This window comes from Streptomyces sp. BPTC-684, assembly GCF_030028635.1.
Classification (GTDB): domain Bacteria; phylum Actinomycetota; class Actinomycetes; order Streptomycetales; family Streptomycetaceae; genus Streptomyces; species Streptomyces noboritoensis.
Map to the genome: position 1 here is coordinate 5,709,942 of NZ_CP124863.1, position 23,680 is coordinate 5,733,621.

Consider the following 23,680-nt stretch of genomic DNA (forward strand, 5'->3'; position numbering starts at 1 on the left):
AGGCCACGCGCCATGGACCGGTCGCCTCCGGTGGTGTCGCAGGTCGTACTGAAGATGCACAGCCGCTGCGACCTGGCGTGTGACCACTGCTATGTGTACGAACACGCCGACACCAGCTGGCGCGGCCGGCCCAGGGCGGTCTCGCACGAGATCCTGGCCGCCACGGCGGCCGGGATCGCCGCCCACGCCCGGGCCCACCGGCTGCCCGCCGTCCATGTGGTGCTGCACGGCGGCGAGCCGCTGCTCGCCGGGCCCGCGCTCCTCAGGCGCGCCGCCGAGGAGCTGCGGCGCGCCCTGCGCGGCGTCAGCGCCCTCGATCTGCGCATCCACACCAACGGGGTCCTGCTCGACGAGGAGTTCTGCGAGCTCTTCCGCGAACTCGGCATCCACGTCGGCATCTCGCTCGACGGCGACAAGGCGGCCAACGACCGCCACCGCCGCTACGCCGACGGCCGCAGCAGCCACGCCCGGGTCCTCGACGCGGTCGCCCTGCTCGGCCGCCCCCGCTACCGGGAGCTGTTCGCCGGGCTGCTGTGCACCATCGACCTGGAGAACGACCCGGTCGCGGTGTACGACGCGCTGGCCGCGCTGGACCCGCCGCGCATCGACTTCCTGCTGCCGCACGCCACCTGGGACCACCCGCCGCCGCGCCCCGGGGGCTCGCCGACGCCGTACGCGGACTGGCTCGACGCCGTGTACCGGCGCTGGGACGGACAGGGGCGCCCGGTCCCCGTACGGCTCTTCGAATCCGTGCAGCGCACCCTGCGCGGCGGCAGCAGCCTCACCGAGTCCCTGGGGCTGGCCCCGGCCGACCTGGTGGTCGTCGAGACCGACGGCACCTTCGAGCAGGCCGACAGCCTCAAGACGTCCTACGACGGCGCCCCGGCCACCGGGATGAACGTCTTCGAGCACAGCCTCGACGACGTGCTCACCCACCCCGGGATGCTGGCCCGCCAGAAGGGCATCGAGGCGCTGTGCGCGCAGTGCACCGCCTGTCCCGTGGTCGCGTCCTGCGGCGGCGGCCTCTACGCCCACCGCTACCGGACCGGAACCGGCTTCGACAATCCGTCCGTGTTCTGCCCCGACCTGATGGCGCTGATCATGAACATCCGCACGCACGAGTCGCTCCCCGAGCGCCCGGCGCACGCCCGGGCCGGTGAGCCCGTCCGGCCCGAGGCCGAACAGGCCCTGGAACCGGCCGACTTCGAGGAGCTGGCCGCCGGTCTCGGCGGCGCCGACACCGTGGCCCGCCTCGCCCTCGCCCAGCTCGACCTCAACCGCGGTCTGCTGGCCGCCCTCGGCGGCCGGGCCGACCCGGCGGACCGCCGCGCGGCCGCCGCCTGGGAGCTGCTGCTCGACCTGGACGCGGCGGCGCCGCACGCCCTGGAGGCGGCCCTCGCCCACCCCTACTTCCGGCCCTGGGCGCTCGGCGTCCTCGGCGGCCGCGAACCCGGCGCGCTCGCGGGCGGTCTCGCGGAGCTCGCGGCGTCGGCGGCGCTGCGCGCCAGGCGCGCCGACACCGTCGTCGTACCGCTGCGCGAGGGCACCCTGCGGCTGCCCGGCATCGGCCGGGCCCTGCTGCCGGGCGGCGCCGAGGAGGCCGAACTGACCGCGCAGGCCTACGGGTTCACCGTACGGGCCGGGGGGCGCAGGATCGAGATGGGCTGGGGCGAGGGCCTGGACGGCCGCACCCCGCACTGGCAGCCCGTACGGCTCTTCGAGGCGAGCGGCTGGACCGTCGCCCTGGAGGACACCGACCCGCTGCGCGACCGCTACCCGTGGCCTGCCGAGGAGCGGCTCCCGGCGTCCGGGGCGCGCGCCTGGGCCGACGCGCTCGCCGGGGCCTGGTCCCTGATCCAGCGTCATCTGCCGTCGTACGCACCGGGAATCGCGGCCGGGCTGCGGTCCATCACCCCGCTTGCCCCCCGGGCGGGCAGCGACACCAGCGCCACCTGCCGGGACGCCTTCGGGGCCGTGGGCGCCGCCCGCCCGGCCGCTCCGGCGCTCCTGGCCCTCCTGATCGTCCACGAGTTCCAGCACGTGAAGCTGGGCGCGGTGCTCGACAGCTGCGACCTGTACGACCCGGAGGACACCGGCCGCTACTACGCCCCCTGGCGCGACGACCCGAGACCGCTGGGCGCCCTGCTGCAAGGGGCGTACGCGCACCTGGCGGTCACCGACTTCTGGCGGGTGCGGCGCACCACCGCGGACACCCCGGCGGCGCGCGGCAGGGCCGAGTCGGAGTTCGCGCGCTGGCGCCGGCAGACGTCGGAGGCGATCGACACGCTCGCCCGCTGCGGCGCGCTCACCGGCCCGGGCAAGCGCTTCGTCGCCGGGATGGGAGAGACCGCCGCGGCCTGGCGCGAGGAGCGGGTCGCACCCGAGGCGCTCGCCGCGGCCGCGAACTCCGCCCGGCGCCACCGGGACGCCTGGCGGGCCCGCAACGCGCCGCGCGGGTGACCGGCGCCCCCGAATCGGCGCGTACAGGCGGTTCCACCGCGGCTCGCTCGCTTTCTACACTGGGGACCCACCCACTCGGACCGGGAGGGAGCGGTGCTGCACGGAGCCGCGCGGGGCGGGGGGCACGAGCCGAGGCCGTACTTCTTCCTGAGTTACGCGCACACGCCGAAGAACGATCCCCGGGACAAGGATCCCAACCTCTGGGTGCAGCGCTTCTTCCGCGACCTGTCCGCGCACGTGATGCAGTTGACCGCGCTCCCGGCCGGGGTGCCCGCCGGGTTCATGGACGAGCACGTGCGCCCGGGCGAGGACTGGCAGGGGCAGATCACCGAGGCGCTCGCGCACTGCCGGGTCTTCGTCCCGCTCTACTCGCCGCGCTACTTCCTGAGCGAGCAGTGCGGCCGGGAGTGGTTCGCGTTCGCCGGGCGCGACGCCCTCCACCAGTCGCGCAGCGAGCACCGCGCGCCCCCGGCGATCATCCCCGCGCTCTGGATCCCGGTCCTGCCGCACCAACTCCCCGAGCCCGCCCGCAGGTTGCGGTTCGACCACGCGGACTTCGGCGACGAGTACGCCGACGAGGGCTTCTACGGGATGATCAAGCTCACCTATCTGCGCGACCACTACGAACACGCCGTCTACCAGCTTGCCAAGCGCATCGTCAGCGTCGCCGAGCGGACCCGGGTGGCCGACGGCGACCCGCTCCAGGACTACGCGACGCTCACCTCCGCCTTCGGGACGGCCCCCGGGCCCGGGCGCGACCTGGAGGTGACCGTCCTCGCCTGCTCCCGCGACGGACTGCCGCGCGGGCGCGGCCCCGACTGCTACGGCCCCCGGCCCAGCGACTGGAACCCGTACCACCCGCTGTCCGCACGGCCGCTGGCCCGCCACACCGCCGACCTCGTCGTCAACCTCAACTACACCGTGCACCTCGCGGAGTTCGAGGACAGCGCCGACCGGCTGCTGCGCCCGGGGCCGCCCGACGCCCCCGGGCTGCTGCTGCTCGACCGCTGGGCGCTGGACTCGCCGCGCCACCGGGAGCTGGTGCGGCTGCTCTGCGCCGAGCCCCGACCGTGGCTCAGCGTGATGGTCCCCTGGAACCGCGCGGACCCCGAATCGCGCCCGCGCGAGGCCGAGTTGCGCCATGTCGCCGACGAAGTGCTCGCGACACGGCTGCGGCAGAGCCCCGGCCACCTGACGCAGGGCGGCGGGCTGCCTACTCTGGAAGCCTTCAGCCAGGAGCTCCCCAGGGCGGTCCGGTCGGCGGTCAGGCACTACGAGAGCGCCGCGCGCACGGGCCTGCCGGCCGGGCCCGGCAGCCCGCTGCCCCACGTCCTGCCGGACGGGGTCGGGCTCGGCCGGGCGGTCCGCGGCCGCCCCGGGGACCAGCGAGAACAGCGCGCCGCCGGGAAGAGCAAGGCCGAGCAGGTGGAGGGCCCCCCAGATGGCCGAGAACCGTGACGGGACCGTCATCACGTTCTACTCGTACAAGGGCGGCACCGGACGCACGATGGCGCTCGCCAACTGCGCCTGGATCCTGGCGGCCAACGGCTACCGGGTACTGGCCGTCGACTGGGACCTGGAGGCGCCCGGTCTGCACCGGTTCTTCCACCCCTTCCTCAACCTGCGCGACCTGGAGGCCACCCCGGGCCTGATCAACCTGATCACCGAGTACCAGGAGGAGGCCCGCAGGCCCGGCGAGCGCGCCCCGGACTGGCACCGCGCCTACGCGCGCGTGCGTCCGCACGCCGTCACCCTCGACTGGTCCTTCCCCAGCGGCGGCAGCCTGGACTTCCTCTCGGCGGGCCGCCGCAACCGCGACTACTCCTCGGTCGTGGGACGGATGGACTGGGACCACTTCTACGAGCACTCCGGCGGCGGCCAGTTCTTCGACGCCATGGGCGACGACATGCGCCGCCACTACGACTTCACCCTGATCGACAGCCGGACCGGACTGAGCGACATCGCCGACATCTGCACGGTCCAGATGCCCCAGGTCCTCGTCGTCTGCTTCACCCTGAGCGACCAGAGCATCGACGGCGCCTCGGCCGTCGCCCGGTACATCGAGGAGCGCTACCAGGAGCGGAACATCCGCATCCTGCCCGTGCCGACCCGTATCGACGAGGGCGAGAAGGAGAAGGCCGACGCCGGACGGGCGCTCGCCCGGGAGTACTTCGAGGGCCTCCCCAGCGGCCTGACGGGCGAGTCCGCCGACAGCTACTGGGGCACGGTGGAGATCCCGTACCGGCCCTTCTACGCCTACGAGGAGGTTTTGGCGACCTTCGGCGACCCGCCCAACCTCGGCAGCTCCCTGCTCGCCGCCTGCGAGCGGCTCACCTCGGTGCTCACCCACGGGCAGGTCACCGGGCTGCCGCCGATCGACGAGTCGCTGCGGCTCGCCCATGTCGCCGCCTTCACCCGGCGCAGGCCCGCCTCGCCCGCGAACATCGTGCTCAACCACGTGTCCGAGGACCGGATGTGGGTGGACTGGCTGTCCGCCGTGCTCGGCGCGGCGGGCTTCCGCACCTTCCCGGTGGACGTCCGCGACCCCCACTCCGACCCGATGGCGCCGGAGGCCGGCGACGACGGCGCCCACCGCGTCCTGCACATCGCCTCCCCGCCCTACCTCAAGTCCCGTGCGGGGCGCGGTCTGTGGGACAGCGGTCCCGCCCCCGACCGGGCCGGCGGCCGCCGTCAGGTGCTGCCCGTGCGCGTCGGCGACGTACGGCTCACCCCGCCGCCGGGCGGGCTGCGCGCGGTGGACCTGGTGCGCGTCGACGAGGCCGAGGCGGCGGCCGCGCTGCTCGGCGCCCTGGGCCGGGCCGAGGCCGCCGCCGCGCTCCCGTGCGCCCCCGACCGGCCGCGCTTCCCCGGGAACGCGCCGCGGATCTGGAACGTACGGCCGCGCAACAGCTGGTTCACCGGCCGCACCGACCTCCTCGACCGGGTGCGCGACCAGCTGCGCGGCGACAGCCGCTCCGCACAGCGGCTGCCCCAGGTGCTGTACGGACTCGGCGGCGTCGGCAAGACACAGGTGGCGCTCGAATACGCGCATCGCTTCCGGGCCGACTACGACCTGGTGTGGTGGATCGAGGCGGAGCGGCCCGACCTGGTGGTGGCCTCGCTGGCGCAGCTCGCCGCGGAGATGGGCCTGCGGACGGGGGACGTGGTGGCCGAGGCGGCCCTGGCGGCCCTCCAGGAGCTGTGGCGCGGCGAGCGCTACCCGCGCTGGCTGCTGATCTTCGACAACGTGGAGGACCCGGACGAGGCGCTGCGCCGGCTGCCCCCGGCCATCGGGCCGCTTCCCGGCCCCGTCTACGGGCACCTGCTCGCCACCTGCCGCAACAAACCGGCCACGAACCGGGTGGAGACCACCCAGGTCGAGGTCTTCACCCGCTTCGAGAGCGTGGAGCACCTGACCTGGCGGGTCGCGGGCCTGCCGCCCGAGGACGCCGACCTGGTCGCCGACGCGGTGGGCGACCTGCCGCTGGCCGTGGAGGTGGCCGCGGCCTGGCTCGCCGAGACGGCGACGCCCGTGGACGCCTATCTGCGCCAGCTCGCGGAGCAGAGCACCACGGTCCTCTCGCTCAGTACACCGGAGGGGTACGGGCTGCGGTTCAGCGCCACCTGGGCCATCTCCATCAGCAGGCTGCGCGAGGAGTCCAGGGCCGCGGTGCGCCTGTTGGAGATCTGCTCGTTCTTCTCCGCCGAACCCGTCTCCATGCGGCTCATCGGCAGCGACGCGATGTTCGACGCGCTGCTCCCGTACGACGCCGATCTGCGCGAGCGGTACATGCTGGGCCGGGTCATCCAGACGCTGAACCGGTTCGCCCTGGCCAAGGTCGACCCGGCGGACAGCAGCATCCAGGTGCACCGCCTCGTCCAGGCGGCCGTGCGCGACGCGCTGAGTCCCGAGGAGCAGACCGAGACCAAGAGCGTGGTCCACCGCATCCTGGCGCAGGCGCGGCCGACCGAGGGCGTCGACCGGGACGACCCGGTCAACGACCCCAAGAGCTGGCCCGCCTTCGAGCTGATCTGGCCCCATCTGAACGCGTCCGGCATCGCGGACAGCGACGACGCCAAGGCCCGCGACCTGATGGTCGACCGGATCCGCTACCTCCTGCGGCGCGGCGAACTGGAGAGCGCCCGGGTCTTCGGCGCCCAGCTGGACCGGATCTGGACCCGCCGGCTCGGCGACGACGCGCTGCAGACCCTCAACATCCGCTTCGAGCTGGCCAACGCCCTGCGGGCGCAGGGCCGCTACCAGGAAGCCCTGACGATGGACGAGGACACCCTCGACCGCCAGCTGCGCCTGTTCCACGACGACCATCCCGCCGACGACCACCCCAGCGTGCTGATCGTCACCGGCAGCCTGGCCGCCGATCTGCGTGCCGTCGGCAGGTTCACCGAGGCGCTCGAACGCGACCTGTGGGTCTACCGGGGCATGCGCCGCCTCTTCGGGGAGGCCCACCGGCGCACCCTGATCGCCGCGAACAACCTCGCGATCGACTACCGGCTCACCGGCGACAGCGAGGCCGCGCGGCGGCTCGACGAGCGGACCGTGGAGCGCCGCGGCATGCTGCTCGGCGACGACCACCCCTACACCCTGGTCACCAAGATGAACCTCGCCGGGGACCTGCGGGAGACCGGCGAGTACGCGGTGTCGGTGGAGGTCCTGCGGGAGGTCGTCGACGGTCTGCGCCGGGTCCTGGACCCGCACGCGCCCGAGGTGCTGCGCGCCGCCAAGAGCCTGGCCGTCTCGCTGCGCAGGGCCGGGCATCCGCACGAGGCGATGCGGCTGACGGGCGAGACGTACGAGCGGTTCCGCGACCGGTACGGGCCCGCGTCGCCCGACACCCTGGCCTGCGGGGTCAGCCTGGCCGCCGACCTCGCGGCCACCGGCGACCCGGCGCACGCCCTCGACCTGGCGCGGCAGATGCTGCACGGCTACCGGGGGACGCTGGGCGAGTCCCACCCCTACAGCCTGGCCTGCGGGGCCAACGTCGTCGTCCATCTGCGGGCGACCGGCGGCGCCGAGGAGGCGGTCGCGGACGCCGAGGAGGTCCGCGACCGGCTGGAGCAGGCGCTCGGCCCCCAGCACCCCTTCACGCTCTGCGCGGCCGTCAACCTGGCGAACGTGTACGGCGACCTGGGCCGGGTGGACCTCGCCGAGCGGTGGGAGTACGTGGCCCTTGAGGGACTGCTCGACAAGCTCGGCCCGTGGCATCCGGACGTGCTGGTCTGCCGGTCGAACCTGGCGGTCACCCTGCGGGCGGCGGACCGGGGCGAGGACGCGGCCGGGATGCGCGCGGCGGTGATCGAACCGGCCGCCGAACGCCTGGGCGTGGACCACCCGATCGCGGAGGCGGCCCGCGCCTGGCAGCGGCTGGACCGGGACATCGAAATCCAGCCGGTCTAGGGACGGGTGGACCCGCTTGTGCCTCGCGCGATCGGTCGGCCTAGCGGACCGCCCAGCGCAGGGCGCGGGTGAACACCGCGAGCGCGCCGAAGTGCGCCGCGTCCGGGGGCACTTCCAGGCGTGCCCCCGGGATCCGCTCGGCCAGCCACCGGGTGTGCTGCGCGGGCGCGAAGACGTCCTGCTCGCCGTGCCACAGCAGCACCGGCGTACGGATGTCCTCCGGCCGGAACTGCCAGGGCGAGCTCAGCGCCAGCACGTCGTCGACCCATCCGTCGGCCGAACAGCGCAGCCCCTCCGCGAAGTTGCGGACGAGCAGCGCCCGGATCGCGGCGTCCGTCAGCACCTCCCGGTCCGGCTCCGGCACCATGCCGTGCATCGCGGTGACCGTCGCCCTCGGATCGGCCCGTATCTCCTCCGCCCGCAGCTCGAACGCGGCGGTCACCGCCTCCGGGCCACCCGCCGCGATCGTGTACGCCCGGACGTTGTCCTCGGTCATGCCGTCGAACCAGTCGAGGCCGTCCGCGTCGCGCGGCGCGAGCGGTACGAGTGCCACCGCCCTGGCCGTACGTCCCGGAAGCCGCGCGGCACACGACAGCGCGTGCGGCGCACCGCCGGAGCGCCCCACCACGGCGAACTCGCCCAGGCCCAGGGCGTCGGCGATCGCCGCCACGTCCTCCGCCGCGTGCACCACGCGGCGCCCCGGTCGCCGGTCCGAGTCGCCGTACCCAGGCCGGTCGAAGGTGATGAGGCGGACGCCCATCCGGTAGAGCACGGTGCTGCGGGGGGCCGGACCGTGCCGGCTCCCCGGCGTGCCGTGCAGCAGGAACACCGGCCTGCCCAGCGGGTGCCCCCGGCTCTCGACGGCCAGGTTCCGGCCGTCCGGGGTACGGACGAACTTGAGCAAGGAGCGCCTCCCGTGGGTCCGTTCGGGGGCTGGGGGACGGCGCCAGTATGAGCGCGCCGGGACGGCCGGTACAGCGGACGGCAGGGGGCGAAGAGGGCCGACGGGGGTGCGGCACGGCCGGTACAGCGTGGTGTGCGGCCCCCGGGCGGGCTTCAGCCCAGCCGGGGTATCTCGATCGCCGGGCACCGGTCCATGACCATGTCGAGCCCCGCCGCCCGCGTCCGCTCGTACGCCGCGTCGTCGATCACCCCGAGCTGGAACCAGACCGCCTTGGCCCCGGCCGCCACGGCCTGGTCGGCTATGTCCCCGGCCAGCTCGCTGTTCACGAACACATCCACCACATCGACCTTGAACGGAATCGCGTCCAGCGACGGATAGCCCTGCTCGCCGTGGACCGTCTCGGCCTTGGGGTGCACGGGCACGATCCGCTTCCCGTACCGCTGAAGCACCGCCGCCACCCCGTACGCCGCGCGGCGCTCGTTGGACGACAGACCCACGACCGCCCAGGTGTCCCCGGTCTCGGTCAGGATCCCGCGGATGGTGTCCTGCTCGCTGTTCACTCCGTGCCTCCTGCGGACCGCAGGTCCGTTAGATGTGCTCCTCTCCCGCAGAACGAGCGACGGGCTCCGGGAATTCCCGCTCGCCGGGCACCGTGCCGACGGCCAGCACATTGCCCTCGCTGATGTACCCGTCGGGCCCGTCCAGCGGGTGGTCCGCGGCGTCCGGGTCCGCGAAGCGGCGCCACTCCTCGCTCAGCCCGAGCGCCAGGGCCTGTTCGGCGAGGCGGGCGCAGGTCGGGGCGTAGAACGCCCTGGCCTGCGGGGTGAGCGGGGCGAAGTGCTCGATCAGGACGGTCCGTTGCCGTACCTCGGTCAGGCCCGCGGCCTTCAGGTGGCGGTAGAGATCACGGGTGCGCAGGAGCTGGGCCGCGTATCCGGGAGTCCGTCCCGCCGTGCGGAAGAAGTCCGCGAAGAGATACGGGTCCGTCGGCCGGGCCGTGATCAGCTGGGCGTCCAGGTCCTTCACCGCTATCGTGCCGCCGGGCCGCACCACTCGCCGCAACTCCCGTAGCGCGAGGGCCAGTTCGGAGTCGCTGAGGTACTGAACGGTGTTCGCGCACCAGACCGCGTCGAACGTGGCGTCCGGGAAGGGGAGTTCCAGCAGATCGGCGCGGCGGACGTCCACCGGGCAGGCGGGGGACCACCGCGCCAGCCGTTCGGCGGCCAGCGCGGCGTTCTCCTCGGCCAGGTCCACCGCCGAGACCCGGCCCTCGGGGCCGACCAGGTCGGCCAGCCACGGCAGGAAGTCCCCGCCGCCGCAGCCCGCGTCCAGCACATGCGCGCCGGGCCGGATGCCCGCCTGCCCGAGCAGGCCGAGATAGGCGTCCCGGCACGCGTCGAAGTGGGCGTCGACGATGGTGTGGTGGGTGAAGCCGAGCCCGGTGGAGGTGGTGAACCCCCAGGCCCGGTGGTCGTCGGTCAGCATCAGCGCGGATCCACTTCGGCCGTGAACGCGTCCAGTTCGGTCAGGAGGGCGTCCAGTTCGGCCTGGACCGCCTCCGGTGTCTCCAGCGGCGGCAGATGTCCCGAGCCCGGGACGACCACGAGGCGCCCCCGGGGCAGGGCCTCGACCGTCGCGCGCGTGTCCGCCTCCGAGACCAGCTCGTCCTCCTCGCCGACGATCACCACGGCCGGGATGTCGGTGGCCTTCAGGACGTCCACCGCGTCCTCCCGAGCCGCGATCGCCCGCTGGGCCCAGGCCAGCGACGCGGGAGAGGCCCCGGCCGCAGTCGTACGGATCCGGGCCAGCACCTGCGGGCGCTCGGCGCGCGTGGTGGCGCCGACGAGGAGGGGCGCGGTCGACTCGATGACCGCCGGGCCCTTCACGGGGTCCTCCATCAGGGCCGCGAAGCCCTCCCGTGCCGTGCGCGCGGCCTGGTCGTCCGCGTCCGCCCGTGTGGACAGCAGGGCGAGCGCCAGCGCCCGCCCGGGGTGTCGGCGCAGGAACGCCATCGCCGCATAGCCGCCCATTGACACCCCGACCAGCACCGCGCGCTCGATGCCGCGCCCGTCCAGCTCGCGGGCCAGGTCGTCCGCGACCGCGTCCAGCGACGGCGGCTCGTCGCCGAGCGGAGTGGCGCCGAAGCCGCGCTGGTCGGGAGCGACGACCAGGTGGCCACGCCGCTCCAGGGCCTCCCGCTGCGCGTCCCACATCGACGAGTCGAGGGAGAGCGCGTGCAGCAGGACCACCGGGACCGGGCCGTTCGCCGCCGCCGTCATCGCGCCGTGCTCCCGTTCTCGGCGTCCGCGACGAACCGGGCTATGTGCGCGGCCGGTTCGGGATCCCGCAGCCACGCCAGGGCGACCGGCGCGGGCGGCAGGTCGGAGATCGGGATCACCTTCATCCGCGCGGGCGCGATGGCTTCCAGGGACTGGAACGTCAGATGGACGGCGTCGGTCCCCGAGAGCGTCCCCATCAGGCCCTTCACCGTGCCCATGTCGTACGCGCGCCGGATCCGGCGGCCCTTCGGGGTGCGGGGCGGCACCACCTCGTCCCACACGTACTCCGGGAAGGAGCCGGGGCAGCGGAAGCCCTCGTACGCGGCCAGCTCCTCCACCGAAACGGACGTGTGCGTGGCGAGCGGGTGGTGGGCGCCGACGATCACCGCGCGCGGGTCGAGTGCCACGGGGTCGCTCACCGCCAGGTCCGGCTCCCGCAGCCCGTACTTGACGATCATGACGTCCAGCTCCTTGGCCCGCAGCCCGCGGAACGGGTCGGCCACGTCGTACCCGACCAGCTCGACGTCGCTCTCGGTGCGGCCCGCCGCGCGGACGATCGCGGTGGCCAGATCGGGCGAGCCGTGGATGCCCAGGCGGACGGGCGGCGTGCCCGGGACGCTGCCGTCGGGAACGGTGGTGCGGTCAGTCATCGGGAGTCTCCTCGGTCAGTGCGGCGAAAGCGCGGAGCCGGTCGGGACGGGTGCGGTCGACATCGACGCGGAGCGCGGCGAAGGGCGCGGTCGCGCCGGTCAGGCTCGGGACGGAGCGCAGGGTCAGCCGGTCTCCCGGCGTGATCAGGCCGTCCAGGGCCGCCTCGACCACCAGGTGGTTGAGGTGGACGAGCGCCTCGGGCACGGGAACACCCGAAGCGGCCACATAGAGGTCGCGATGGACCCCGGCCGTCGGCGGGGGGCCGGGTCGCGGCATGGCTGGTCGCGGCGGGGCGGCGCCGCGCGGCGGCGGTTCGGCGCCGGGCCCCGGCGTCGGGGCCTGCCGTGGTGTCCCGGAGTCACCCCGACTGGCGGTCGGGGCCGGGACCGTGACCGTTCTCGGCAGACCCACCGGGAACGCGGCCGTGGACAGGAACAGCTTGAGCAGGCGGCGCAGCCCCGCGCTGCTCTCGGCCGGTGCCGGGCCGCACCAGCCGACCGACCCGTCCTCGGCCAGGCGGTCGAAGGAGTAACGGCCCAGCAGGTTCGCGGGGTTCCCGGCCAGGTACACCGTTCGGGTGAATGAGCGCCTCCAGGCCGCCGCCGTGTCGGGCGCGAGCCCGAGCGCGAAGGCGGCCGCGTCACGGATCCAGGCCGCGGGGTCGAAGTGGCGCACCACCGCCACCGCCTGGACGGCGTCGGCGTCCGGCCGCTCGGCGACCCGGGTGCGCGCCGCCAGCAGCGCGGCGAGATCCGACTCGCCCTTGGCGGGGGCGAGTTCGGGCCGCGCCTCCCGCAACCGCCGGAACGCCTCGGCGTGGAGCCGCTGCTGGGTCAGGGGCACGGGACCGTTCGCGGGGTGTCGCTGCCCGGTCAGCGGCACAGGAACACCTCCGCAAGCAGATCGCGCGCCGGCGCGGCTCGGCGCCGGGCGAGCAGGCTCGTGGTGAGCCGGTACGGGTCCACATGGGCGTGGCCGCGACGGTGGACGCCCAGCCGCTCGGGCAGACCCGGCTCGGCGGTGGCGGGCGCACCGGCCAGCAGGCGGGCGGCGCGCTTGAGACATTGGTGCAGCAGATCGGGCCGATGGGACTGGCCCTGACCCGGCCCGAGCGTCGCGATGAAGTAGAGCCGCATGCCGAGCCGGAGCGCCGCCTCGTCGTGGTCGGCGGACGCCGCGTCGATCAGCGAGGCCGCGTCCAGGCCCCGCCAGCCGCCTTCGCGGGCCGAGCGGATCTCGCCGTCCACCGGGACGCGCCCGACCGGAACCCGGTGCACGACCGGCCCCAGCGGCGCGAGCACGCGCGCGAGGAGCTGGTAGTCCGGGTCGAGCTCAGGGTCGTACAGGAACACCACCTCGTCGTACCGCGGCGCGAGCGGCAGGAGTTCGCGCAGCGCGCAGGCGAGGTAGTTGGGGCGGCCGTCGGCGGTGACGATCTGCCGCAGCGGCAGGCCGTGCCGGGTCAGGTCGAGGTAGACCGGTCCGCCGAGCCCGCGGTGGTCCAGGCACAGGCCACGCGCGCGCAACTGCTCCAGCATCTCCTCCAGGCCGAAGCCGGGCGGCTGATGGGCGAGGAGCCCGGGGTCGTACAGGCCGAGGCGGGCGTAGTGCCCCCGCCACAGTTCGAGGACCCGGGTGGCGGCCGGGTGCACCCACCCGTGGTGCTCGACGGCGTCGGCGTACGGGCGCAGCGCGGCGGCCGGAACCCGTTCCGCCGCCGCGCGGTGGCGCACGTACAGCGCGCCGATGTCGTCCTCCGTCAGATCCGCGTAACCCGTGTCTCCGTGGGTGCGGTCGAGGAACTCCCAGAACCCCAGGGTCTGTTCGGTGAGGTGGTACGTGCTGTGGCTGTAGCGGTAGTCGACGTCCGCCAGACACGCGGTCGCCCGGTACATCACGTCCGTCCAGAACAAACCCTTCAGGTGGGACGGGGCGAGCGGTTTCGACGGGGTGATCGTGATCGGAGCCAGCAGCACCCGGCGGCGCGCTCCTTCCGCCACGGCGGGGGCGCGGGGGGAGGACGGCGCTGCGACGGGCGTCACGACGGGTCTCCTTCGGCCGTCACGAGGGCGCGGAGGAGGTCCTGGCGGGGCTGGGTCGCCGTGCTCGCGGGGACCGCGCCACGGGGCGCTTGGGCCACCCGGTGCCGGAACTTCTCGTCCCCGAACACCTCGTCCGGGGTGCTCAGCCCCATCAGGACCCGCATCAGCCCCCGCCACACCGTCCCGTCCTGGGCGGCGGCGGCCCGTATGGACGTGTCGGGGCAGCCGGCGTAGGCGGGCGGCAGGGGGCGGCCGTGCACGACGGCGCTCCAGCGCCCGATCCGCTCCCGGTCGGTGCTCGCCGCGTGCTCGTACCACGGCCCCAGGAGCGCGTCGGCGAATCCGGCCGCGGCCTCGGTCCGTTCCGCGGCGGGTTGCTCGGCCAGCACGTCGGCGAGGCCGAAGGCCTGCGCGAGTGCCAGCGACATCCCGCGCCCGTAGAGCGGGTTGGTGACACAGGCGGCGTCCCCGACCGGGAACAGACCCGCCACGGGCGGGTGCACGGCGGTGGCGCGCAGCGCGTTGGCCGGGCCGCCGATCACATGGACGGCGGAGATGGGCGCGCTGACGGCGTCGTCCAGCCAGGCGGTCAGGCCCGGAGTGGCGCGCGCGACGGCGGTGAAGGCGTCGGAGTGCCGCAGCCGGTCCAGTTCCGTGTCGCCGGGCAGGGTGCCCAGGGCGATCGCGAAGGTGCCCGCGTCGCCGGGGTGCAGCACGCCCGCGTAGTGGTCGAAGATGTCCCCGGCGGCGTGGCCCCGGTTCAGCGGCCCGGGCAGCGAACTGCTCCTGAGCCGGTAGAACCGGGTGAAGCCGCGCAGCCCGGACGGGCCGGTCAGGTCCCCCGCCACCGGAATCCCGGCGTCCGAGAGCCAGCCTCGGGCGGCCGCGCGGCGGCCGGTGGCGTCCACGACCACATCGGCGGGCAGGTGCGCGCCGTCCGTCGTGACCGCGCCGCGCACGGACCGCCGGTCGTCGCTCAGCCGCAGCCCGCGCACCGTCGTGCCGTGCCGGATCTCCACCTGGGGCAGGGCCTCGACCGTCCGGTACAGGACGAGTTCGAGCGTGGTGCGGCGACAGCCCAGCGCGACCAGTTCGTCGTCGCCCACCTCGCGCGCCCGGTCGGTCGCACCCTGCGGCAACGCGCGCGTGAGGTCGAACAGCGGGGCACCGGCGGCGACAAGACGCTCCAGGACCTCGGGCGCGCGCGTGCGCAGCGTGCGCACGCCGAGCGAGGTCAGCGTGTGGGACTGCTGGGCCTGCGGCACGGTCGGGCGCTGCCAGCGGCTGTGCAGGTCGGCCATCGCGCCCCGGGGCGGCGGGGCGGAGCGCTCCAGGACGACGACCCGCCGCCCGGAACCGGCCAGTGCGAGCGCGGAGGCCAGACCCGCGACACTGCCTCCCACGACCAAAGCTGTCGACATCTCAGCGCCGCCGACCGTGGATGAAGAACACCCGGCGCACGTTCGCCTCGTGCCGCGGCGGCACCGGGTCCGGCCAGCGCCCGAAGTCGGCGCCCGGTTCGCCGGGTTGCAGCGCCTCGACGGAGAACCCGAGGCTCTCGAAGAGCGCCTCGGGCTCGTCGGTCCCGAACAGCCAGGGGCAGCCCCACTCCGCGAAGATGTCCAGCAGGCCGCGCATATGAGGGAGTGTCAGCGCGGCGGCGTTGACCAGGTCGGCGGCGATCCGGCTGCCGGGCGCGGAGAACTCGGCGACGCGGCGCAGGATGCGGTGGGTGTCCTGCTCGGGGATGTAGTACAGCAGCCCTTCGAGCAGCCAGGTGGACGGCAGGGCCGGGTCGTACCCCGCCTCCCGGAGGTCGTCCTCCCAGTTAGGAGAGGTGAGGTCCACGGCGACCGTACGGTGGTCCGTCCGCGGGCTGACGCCCTCCAGCCGGTCCTTCTTGTAGGCGAGCACCGCGGGCCGGTCGACCTCGTAGTAGCGCAGCCCCTCGGGCCAGTCCAGCCGGTAGGCGCGCGAGTCCATCCCGGCCGGGGCGAGCACGATCTGCCGCATCCCGGGCTCGCGGGCGGCCTCTTGGAGGTAGTCGTCGAAGAACCGGGTGCGGATGGCGTTGTAGTCGGGAGTGCTGGGGAGCGTACGCGAGGCGTTCGCCGGGAACGTCGCCTTCCGGATCTCCGCCAGCAGCTCCGGCCCGGTCTCACCGCAGAGCGCGTCCGCGTACGGATCCTGGTAGATGCGGTCGGGCCGGCGCGTCTCGGCGGCACGCAGGGCGGCGGTGAGCAGGGCGGTGCGTTCGACGGCGTCGAGCAACTCGGTCACGGGTTCTCGTCTCCTTCGGTCGGATGGGTGGAGTGCGGGGCCGCGCTGGGGGGCGGGGCCGCGCATGGAGGAGTGCCGGTCAGGAACCGTTCCCGTCGGTGAGTCGTTGCCATTGCGCCGGGTCTTGGCGGAAGAGCCGGTCTTTGACCTGGGTGGGGCGGACGCCGGTGGCGACGGCGGCGTGCCAGTCGTCGAGGAAGGCGTCGGGGTGCAGATGGAGGGCGGTGGGGGCGCCCAGCCGGTGCTGGGTGCGGGCGTGGTGATAGCCGGGGGATTCATGGGCGAGGGCGCGGTCGAGGCGCGACAGGAACGCGTCGGTCTCGTCCCCGCTCCAGAAGGTGGCTGAGGCCAGGGCGAACTGGTAGGAGGGGGTGCCGTGTTGGTCGTGGATGACGCGGCAGGCGGTGTTGCGCAGTTCGAGGCCGCCTGCGGCCAGGGCGGTGGTGAGGGCGCGCAGGACGTGGGCGTCGCGCAGACGCTCCCCGGCGGCGTTGGAGAGCGTGTTGCGGCCGGTGTATTCGAGGCGGGGCACGCCGTCCTCGCGGTCGACGACCCGTACGACATCGCCGACGGCATAGCGGTAGAGACCGCCGATGTGGCTGAAAACGGTGTGGTAGTCGCGGCCCACCTCAAGCTCGTGGGGCTGAAGGGTGGGCGTGTCCGGGGTGAGGTCCTGGTCGGCGTCGGCGAACTCGTACAGGGAGGCGGTGACGACGAGGCTTCCGGCGGTCGGGTGGCGGTCGAGGGCGACGCCGGTGGGGCCCTCGGAGGCGGCGACCGGGGCGGGCAGGAGGGTGACCCCCGGCCCGAACTCTTCGCGCAGCCGGGGGAGGTAGAGCGAGGCGAGGCCGGTGGTCCAGCAGAACAGGGCCCGCATGCGCGGCCAGACGTGCGCGGGCCGGACCCGCCCGAAGCGCGCGGCGAGGCGGTCGAGCTCGCGGGCGCGCTCGGGGTTGGGGGAGCGGTAGGGGTGTCCGCCGAGGGTGCCGTCGCGCACCTCTTGGACGATGCGCTCCCACCACAGGTTCAGCTGGTGGGGGAGGGCGGCGACCATCGCCGGGTTGATGCCGATGACACAGCGCACATCGCTCTCGACGGCGAGGCGCAGCCGCAGGTACATCTTCTCCAGATGCGCGTCGGCCGCCACCGGCACCGGCAGCGTGGCCCAGGGCGCGCTCGTGCCGGGCTCCGCGGAGAGCGGCTCACCGAACTTGGCGCCGAAGTCGACCTGGCTGGCGCCCACATGGGGCTTGCCGGAGGCCGTGGTCGGCGGGGCGGCGATCGGGTCGTGCTTGAGGTTCAGTACGGCGTCCGGGCGGGCCAGGACGTCGGGGAAGTGCTCGATCAAAGGCGCCCACGCGGCGTAGTAGAACGGAAAGAAGGTGGTGCGCATGAACTGAGGGGTGACGGGGATCTTCTTGTGGGCGCCGGTGCTGCCGCTGCTGGTGAAGAAGACGGCGGGTCTGTCGGCGGTGAGGACGTTGTCCTCGCCTGCCGCGGCGCGTTCGATCCAGGGGGCGAGTCCGCTGTAGTCCTGGACGGGTACGGCCTTGCGCCAGTCGTCCGACGTACGGATCCGGGCGAATCCGCGGGCGCGCCCGTACGCCGTGTCGGCGTTGAAGGCCACCAAGTCCTCCAGGACCCGCTGCTGGTGTCCGGCCGGGTCCGCGAACGCGGCCCGCAGCCGGGCCCGCTCGGCGAACACCCGCGACCGGTACCGCTCGACCCGCTCAGGATCCGACCAGGACGGGCCGTCCTGACGCGTCTCAGACGTAGTCATGGCAGACCACCTCCCGTACGGCGTCGGCGGTCCGCTCGGGGGAGTTCTGCTGCTCCAGGACCGTCACCGGGAGAGACCGGATCTCGTCCCACATCAGCTTCTCCAGGTCGGTCTGGTACCGCTCGAACGACGTCCGGTTCGGCCGCTCGCCGTAGTGCTCAAGGGAGTTGAGCCGGGTCCCGCGGCGGCTGCGGCGCCAGGCCTCGTGCGGCGAGACCTTGAGGTAGACGACGTGGCGCGGCTGCGGGAACGAGCGCCACCAGTCGTACATGGGGTTCTCGCGCACCCCCGCGAGGCGGCACTTCGCGAGGATCTTGTAGTAGTACGAGTCGACGAGGAGCGGCCGTCCGTCGGCGGCGTCCGCGGCCGTGAGGAGCTGGTCGCGCAGGTGCACCACGGCGGTCTGGAGCATGCTGGCCATGAAGTCCGGCGAGTAGGCGCCGTCCGGGGCGGCCACGTCCTTGACCACGTCCCGCCGCAGCCGGCCGATCAGGGCGTGCCGGTCGGTGAGGAAGTGATCGTCGACCGAGACGACACGGACCGGCTCCGGGCCTCCGGCGAGCCGGGACATCGCCGATGACTTGCCCGCGTAATCGCCTCCCAGGAGGACGGAGAATAACGGGAGGTTTGATGACATATCGGGTTGCTCCTTACGAACCGGCGCACTCTCTGCTGTGGCACGACTCCTCCCCGCAGCCTGGGGGAGGTGCCTATAGGGAGAGTTGAGGATCAAGAGGGAGGAGCGGGTGAAGGTTCAACTGGCGTCCACCCGGTCGTCGCCCGGGTGTGCCGTCGGGCGTCGACCCGGGCCCGCTGTCGCGCCGGGCCGGGTGACATCCGTCACCCGTACCTCCGGCGCGGGCCGGGGATCTCCGTCCCCGGGGCCCGGCCGCCCGGGTGACCAGCAGGTCACGGGCGCGGCACCGCATAGGGTGGCCGTATGCAGGAGCAGTACCGGACGATCGCCCGCGAGGGCGTGCACGAGACCGAGATCAACCGATCGCGGTTCATCTGCGCGCTCGCGCCCGCCGCGACCGAGCAGGAGGCGCAGGACTTCATCGCGCGCGTCCGCAGGGAGCACCCGACGGCGACCCACAACTGCTTCGCCTACGTCATCGGCGCCGACGCCTCGGTGCAGAAGGCCAGCGACGACGGCGAGCCGGGAGGCACCGCCGGAGTCCCGATGCTCCAGATGCTGACCCGCCGCGAGGTGCGGTACGCCGTCGCCGTCGTCACCCGCTACTACGGCGGCGTGAAGCTCGGCGCCGGCGGGCTCATCCGCGCGTACGGCGGAGCGGTCGGCGAAGCCCTCGACGCGCTCGGCACCGTGGTGCGCCAGCGGTTCCGCCTCGCCACCGTCACCGTCGACCACCAGCGCGCGGGCAAGCTGGAGAACGATCTGCGGGCCACCGGCCGCGCCGTGCGAGAGGTGCGCTATGCCGAGGCCGTGACGATCGAGATCGGCATCCCGGAGGCCGACGTGGAGTCCCTGCGGCGCTGGCTCGCGGACGTCACCGCGGGCACCGCGGCGCTGGAGCTCGGCGGAGAGGCGTACGGGGACGCGTGACAGCTCTGCGCCGTACCGGTAAGGCCGTTGCCGCCCGGGATGTCCGACCCCACCGTTACCCTCGGGGATCATGAGATTCCTGCACACGTCGGACTGGCACCTGGGACGGTCGTTCCACCGGGTCGCCCTGCTCGACGCCCAGGCCGCGTTCCTCGACCACCTGGTGGCGACGGTGCGCGAGCGCGACGTGGACGCGGTCCTGGTGGCAGGGGATGTCTACGACCGGGCCGTGCCGCCGCTGGCGGCCGTGGGGCTCTTCGACCGCGCCATCCACCGGCTCGCCGACGAGGGCGTGCCGACGGTCATGATCTCCGGGAACCACGACTCGGCGCGGCGGCTCGGCGTCGGCGCGGGCCTCATCGAGCGGGCGGGCATCCATCTGCGCACCGACCCGGCCGGGTGCGGCACCCCGGTGCTGCTGTCCGACGCCCACGGGGAGGTGGCCCTCTACGGGCTGCCCTATCTCGAACCGGCCCTGGTCCGCGACGAGTTCAAGACCGACAAGGCCGGGCACGAGCAGGTCCTCGGCGCGGCCATGGAGCGCGTCCGGGCGGATCTCGCGGCACGCGCGCGAGGCACCCGGTCCGTCGTCCTCGCCCACGCCTTCGTGGCGGGCGGGGAGCCGAGCGACAGCGAGCGGGACATCACGGTCGGCGGGGTCGCCGCCGTGCCCGCGGGAGTCTTCGACGGCGTCGACTATGTGGCGCTCGGCCATCTGCACGGCAGCCAGACCCTCACCGACCGCGTGCGCTACTCGGGCTCCCCGCTGGCGTACTCGTTCTCCGAGACCACCCACCGCAAGTCGATGTGGCTCGTCGACCTGGCCGCCGACGGGGCCGTGGCCGCCGAGCGGATCGACTGCCCGGTCCCGCGCCCGCTCGCCCGCGTCCGGGGCCGGCTCGACGACCTGCTCGAAGATCCCGCCCTTGAGCCCCACGAGGACGCGTGGGTCGAGGCGACGCTCACCGACCCGGTGCGCCCCGACGACGCGATGGCCCGCGTCGCCGTCCGCTTCCCGCACGCGCTCAGCCTGGTCTTCGAGCCGGACCGCGCCCCCGAGGACCCGCTCGCCTCGTACGCGCGACGCCTCCAGGGCCGTAGCGACCAGGAGATCGCGGAGGACTTCGTGGCCCATGTGCGCGGCGGCAGCGGCCCGGACGAGCGGGAGCGGACGGTGCTGCGCGGCGCCTTCGACGACGTACGGGTGGAGTCGGCGCTCGCCCAGGACCACGCGCGCGAGGGCGCTGCCGCGGCCGCGCGGGGCGCCGGGCGGGAGGGGGCCCGATGAGGCTGCACCGGCTGCGCGTCACCGCCTTCGGCCCCTTCGGCGGCACCCAGGAAGTCGACTTCGACGCGCTCTCGGCCGCCGGGCTCTTCCTGCTCCACGGCGCCACCGGCGCGGGCAAGACCTCCGTGCTCGACGCTGTCTGCTACGCGCTGTACGGGGCGGTGCCCGGCGCCCGCCAGAGCCCCGGCGCCACCCTGCGCAGCGACCACGCCGCGCCCGACACCGTCACCGAGGTCCTGCTCGACCTGACCGTCGGCGGACGGCGGTTGGAGATCACCCGGCGGCCGCAGCAGAACCGGCCGAAGAAGCGCGGCACCGGCTTCACCGCCGAGAAGGCGCAGACCTGGCTGCGCGAGTACGACGCGCGCGACGGCGTCTGGGAGGCGCTCAGCCGCTCCCACCAGGAGGTGGGGGAGGAGATCGGGCAGCTCGTCGGCATGAGCCGCGAGCAGTTCTGCCAGGTCGTCCTGCTGCCGCAGGGCGACTTCGCCAAGTTCCTGCGCTCCGACGCCGAGGCGCGCGGCAAGCTGCTCGGGCGGCTCTTCGACACCGGCCGCTTCGCCGCTGTCGAAGAGCGTCTGGCCGAGCTGCGCCGCGCCGCCGAACAGCAGGTCAGGACCGGTGACGAGCGGCTGCTCGCGCTCGCCCAGCGGATGGCGCAGGCCGCCGGGGACGGCGCGGACGCGCGCGACTGGCCCCTGCCCGACCACCGCCCGGGGGAGCCCGGCCTCGCCGAGGCCGTCCTGGAGTGGGCCGCCGTCGCGCGTGTGGGGGCCCGCGAGCGCCTCGCCGTCGCGGAGTGCGCGGTCACCGCCGCCGAGAGCCGGCAGGCCGCCGCCCGTATCGCGCTCGACGACGAGCGCCGCCTCGCCGAGCTGCAGCGCCGGTACGCGGACGCCCGCCGCCGCGCCGACGACCTGGCCGCCGCCGAGCCCCGCCGCGCCGCCGTACGGGACCGGCTCGACCGGGCCCGCAAGGCCGACCTCGTCGCCCCCGCCCTCGTGCTGCGCGCGGAGACCGAGCGCGAGCACCAGGCGGCGGCCACGGCCCACGAGCGCTCCCGCGCGCTGCTGCCCCCCGATCTGGCCGAGGCCGGGGCGGATCAACTCGGCGCGCTGGAGCGGCAGATGCGCCAGGAGCTCGGCGCGCTCGACGCCGCCCGCAGGGCCGAGGCACGCAGCGCCGAGATCACCGCCGAGCGCGCCGAGCTCGACCGCCAGGCCAGGGCCGACGAGCAGCTGCTCCTCGACGCGGCCGGCTGGCTCGCCTCCTGGGAGGGCGACCGCCGGCGCCACCAGGAGCGCATCGACGCCGCCCACCAGGCCACCGCCCGCACCGAACAGCTGGCGGGACGGCTCGAACCGGCCCGGCGCCGGCTGGCGGCGGCCCGCGAGCGCGACGCTCTCCACGCGCGCGTGGCCGCGGCCGAGGAGCGGCAGAGCGCCGCCCGGGAGCGGGTCAACGCCGCCCATGAGCACTGGCTCGCCCTGCGCGAGGAGCGGCTGCGCGGCATCGCGGCCGAGCTCGCGGCCGGGCTGCGCGACGGAGAGGCGTGCGCCGTCTGCGGCTCGCCCGAGCACCCCGCCCCCGCGCGCGCCACGACCGGCCAGGTGGACCGGGCGACGGAGGAGGCCGCCCACGAGGCGCACCGGCAGGCCGAAGCGGCCCGCGCCGAAGCCGAGCGCGCCCTCGCCTCCGTACGCGAGCGGTTCGCGGCGGCGAGCGCGGAAGCGGGCACGGAGACCCTCGCCGCGCTCGACGGCCAAGTGCGCGCGTGGGACGCCGAGTACCGCGACAGTCGTGCGCTCGCCGCCGGGCTGCACGCCGCCCGGGAGGCCTTCGAGAGCGCGGAGCGCGAGCACGCGCGGCGCTTGGCGCAGCAGCGTGAGGCGGACAAGCGCGTGTCGGCCCGTACCGCACGGCGCGAGGAGATCGACCGGGAACAGGCCGCCCTGGAACGGGAGTTGGCGGCGGCCCGGGGCGAGGCGCGCAGCGTCGCCGAGCAGGCGGCGCTGCTTGAGCACCGGGCCGGGCTGCTCGCCGGGGCCGCCGAGGCCGTCCGTGAGGTCGAGGCGACCGCCCAGCGGCTCAAGGACGCCGACGGGCGGCTCTCCGAGGCGGCCTTCCGGGCCGGTTTCGACACCCCGCGGGCGGCGGCGGAGGCCTTCCTCGACGACCGGCAGCAGCGCGAGCTCCAGCACCGGCTCGACGAGTGGCAGCGCGAGGAGGCCGCCGTCGCCGACCGCCTCGCCGAGCCCGCCACGGTCGCGGCATCCGCGCGCCCGGCCGCGCGCACCGAGCAGGCCGAGGCCGCCCACGCGCGCGTGGAGCGCGCGCTGCGGGAGGCCGCCTCGGTGCTCGCCGCCGCGCGCGCCCGCTGCGCCGAGCTCGTCCGGCTGGGGCGCGAGGCCACCGCGGAGACGCGCCGGATCGGGCCGCTGCGCGAGGAGTACGACCGGGTGGCCCGCCTCGCCGGGCTCACGGCGGGCACCTCCGCCGACAACGAGCGCAAGATGCGCCTGGAGTCGTACGTACTGGCCGCGCGCCTTGAGCAGGTGGCGGCCGCCGCGACGGCCCGGCTGAGCCGGATGTCCGGCGGGCGGTACACCCTGGTGCACTCCGACGCCCGGGGCGGACGCGGCCGCTCCGGCCTGGGGTTGCACGTGGTCGACGCCTGGACGGGCCGGGAGCGGGACACCGCCACGCTCTCGGGCGGCGAGACGTTCTTCGCGTCGCTCGCGCTGGCACTGGGCCTGGCCGACGTGGTCACCGACGAGGCCGGGGGCGTACGGCTCGACACGTTGTTCATCGACGAGGGCTTCGGCAGCCTCGACGACCAGGCGCTGGACGAGGTCCTGGACGTACTGGACGCGCTGCGCGAGCGGGACCGCAGCGTCGGCATCGTCAGCCACGTCGGCGATTTGCGCCGCCGCATCCCGACCCAGCTGGAGATCGTCAAGGAGCGGAGCGGGTCGGAGGTGCGCCACCGGTCGGCGGACGCCGGGGAGTGAGC

17 protein-coding genes are annotated in these 23,680 nt (G+C 74.6%); 6 read left to right on the forward strand and 11 right to left on the reverse strand.

Going from position 1 to position 23,680, the window contains the following annotated elements; genetic code table 11:
- Window positions 1–12: 12 nt before the first annotated feature.
- From QIY60_RS25400 to fxsT, 3 genes are all read left to right on the forward strand, one after another.
- A complete protein-coding gene (locus QIY60_RS25400; protein ID WP_283144489.1) occupies window positions 13–2,460 on the forward strand; it encodes an FxsB family cyclophane-forming radical SAM/SPASM peptide maturase in 2,448 nt (815 codons plus the stop codon).
- Between the two features lie 93 nt (window positions 2,461–2,553).
- Window positions 2,554–3,918 (forward strand): TIR-like protein FxsC, encoded by a 1,365-nt coding sequence (locus QIY60_RS25405; protein WP_283144490.1) that lies wholly within the window; start codon window positions 2,554–2,556, stop codon window positions 3,916–3,918.
- Window positions 3,902–7,876 (forward strand): FxSxx-COOH system tetratricopeptide repeat protein, encoded by a 3,975-nt coding sequence (fxsT, locus tag QIY60_RS25410; protein WP_283144491.1) that lies wholly within the window; start codon window positions 3,902–3,904, stop codon window positions 7,874–7,876. The genes QIY60_RS25405 and fxsT overlap by 17 nt, the downstream gene beginning before the upstream one ends.
- A gap of 40 nt (window positions 7,877–7,916) precedes the next feature.
- On the opposite strand, the gene QIY60_RS25415 is transcribed toward fxsT, so the two are convergent.
- From QIY60_RS25415 to QIY60_RS25465, 11 genes are all read right to left on the reverse strand, one after another.
- Window positions 7,917–8,780 carry an alpha/beta hydrolase gene (locus QIY60_RS25415; protein ID WP_283144492.1) on the reverse strand — a complete coding sequence of 288 codons (864 nt, stop codon included), beginning with the start codon at window positions 8,778–8,780 and terminating at the stop codon, window positions 7,917–7,919.
- Window positions 8,781–8,932: 152 nt separating this feature from the next.
- A complete protein-coding gene (locus QIY60_RS25420; RefSeq protein WP_283144493.1) occupies window positions 8,933–9,340 on the reverse strand; it encodes a CoA-binding protein in 408 nt (135 codons plus the stop codon).
- Between the two features lie 28 nt (window positions 9,341–9,368).
- Window positions 9,369–10,265 carry a class I SAM-dependent methyltransferase gene (locus tag QIY60_RS25425; RefSeq protein ID WP_283144494.1) on the reverse strand — a complete coding sequence of 299 codons (897 nt, stop codon included), beginning with the start codon at window positions 10,263–10,265 and terminating at the stop codon, window positions 9,369–9,371.
- On the reverse strand, window positions 10,265–11,059 hold the full coding sequence (locus tag QIY60_RS25430) for an alpha/beta hydrolase (RefSeq protein WP_283144495.1): 795 nt from the start codon (window positions 11,057–11,059) through the stop codon (window positions 10,265–10,267). Before QIY60_RS25430 ends, QIY60_RS25425 begins: the two co-directional genes overlap by 1 nt.
- On the reverse strand, window positions 11,056–11,709 hold the full coding sequence (locus QIY60_RS25435) for a LysR substrate-binding domain-containing protein (RefSeq protein ID WP_283144496.1): 654 nt from the start codon (window positions 11,707–11,709) through the stop codon (window positions 11,056–11,058). The genes QIY60_RS25430 and QIY60_RS25435 overlap by 4 nt, the downstream gene beginning before the upstream one ends.
- On the reverse strand, window positions 11,702–12,553 hold the full coding sequence (locus tag QIY60_RS25440; RefSeq protein ID WP_283144497.1) for a DUF6182 family protein: 852 nt from the start codon (window positions 12,551–12,553) through the stop codon (window positions 11,702–11,704). Before QIY60_RS25440 ends, QIY60_RS25435 begins: the two co-directional genes overlap by 8 nt.
- A gap of 29 nt (window positions 12,554–12,582) precedes the next feature.
- Complete coding sequence (locus QIY60_RS25445; protein ID WP_283144498.1) at window positions 12,583–13,752, reverse strand: hypothetical protein; 1,170 nt, start codon at window positions 13,750–13,752, stop codon at window positions 12,583–12,585.
- Complete coding sequence (locus QIY60_RS25450) at window positions 13,749–15,155, reverse strand: hypothetical protein (protein ID WP_283144499.1); 1,407 nt, start codon at window positions 15,153–15,155, stop codon at window positions 13,749–13,751. Before QIY60_RS25450 ends, QIY60_RS25445 begins: the two co-directional genes overlap by 4 nt.
- A 19-nt stretch (window positions 15,156–15,174) precedes the next feature.
- A complete protein-coding gene (locus tag QIY60_RS25455; RefSeq protein ID WP_283144500.1) occupies window positions 15,175–16,032 on the reverse strand; it encodes an SAM-dependent methyltransferase in 858 nt (285 codons plus the stop codon).
- 79 nt (window positions 16,033–16,111) lie between these two features.
- Complete coding sequence (locus tag QIY60_RS25460; RefSeq protein WP_283144501.1) at window positions 16,112–17,812, reverse strand: GH3 auxin-responsive promoter family protein; 1,701 nt, start codon at window positions 17,810–17,812, stop codon at window positions 16,112–16,114.
- On the reverse strand, window positions 17,799–18,383 hold the full coding sequence (locus QIY60_RS25465; RefSeq protein WP_283144502.1) for a hypothetical protein: 585 nt from the start codon (window positions 18,381–18,383) through the stop codon (window positions 17,799–17,801). Before QIY60_RS25465 ends, QIY60_RS25460 begins: the two co-directional genes overlap by 14 nt.
- Window positions 18,384–18,752: 369 nt before the next feature.
- On the opposite strand from QIY60_RS25465, the gene QIY60_RS25470 reads away from it, so the two are divergent.
- The 3 genes from QIY60_RS25470 (at window position 18,753) to QIY60_RS25480 (ending at window position 23,678) form a co-directional block, all read left to right on the forward strand.
- Complete coding sequence (locus QIY60_RS25470) at window positions 18,753–19,379, forward strand: YigZ family protein (RefSeq protein ID WP_283144503.1); 627 nt, start codon at window positions 18,753–18,755, stop codon at window positions 19,377–19,379.
- Window positions 19,380–19,449: 70 nt separating this feature from the next.
- Entirely contained in the window at window positions 19,450–20,667 is a 1,218-nt protein-coding gene (locus QIY60_RS25475) for an exonuclease SbcCD subunit D (RefSeq protein ID WP_283144504.1), read from the forward strand.
- On the forward strand, window positions 20,664–23,678 hold the full coding sequence (locus tag QIY60_RS25480) for an SMC family ATPase (protein WP_283144505.1): 3,015 nt from the start codon (window positions 20,664–20,666) through the stop codon (window positions 23,676–23,678). Before QIY60_RS25475 ends, QIY60_RS25480 begins: the two co-directional genes overlap by 4 nt.
- Window positions 23,679–23,680 lie beyond the last annotated feature (2 nt).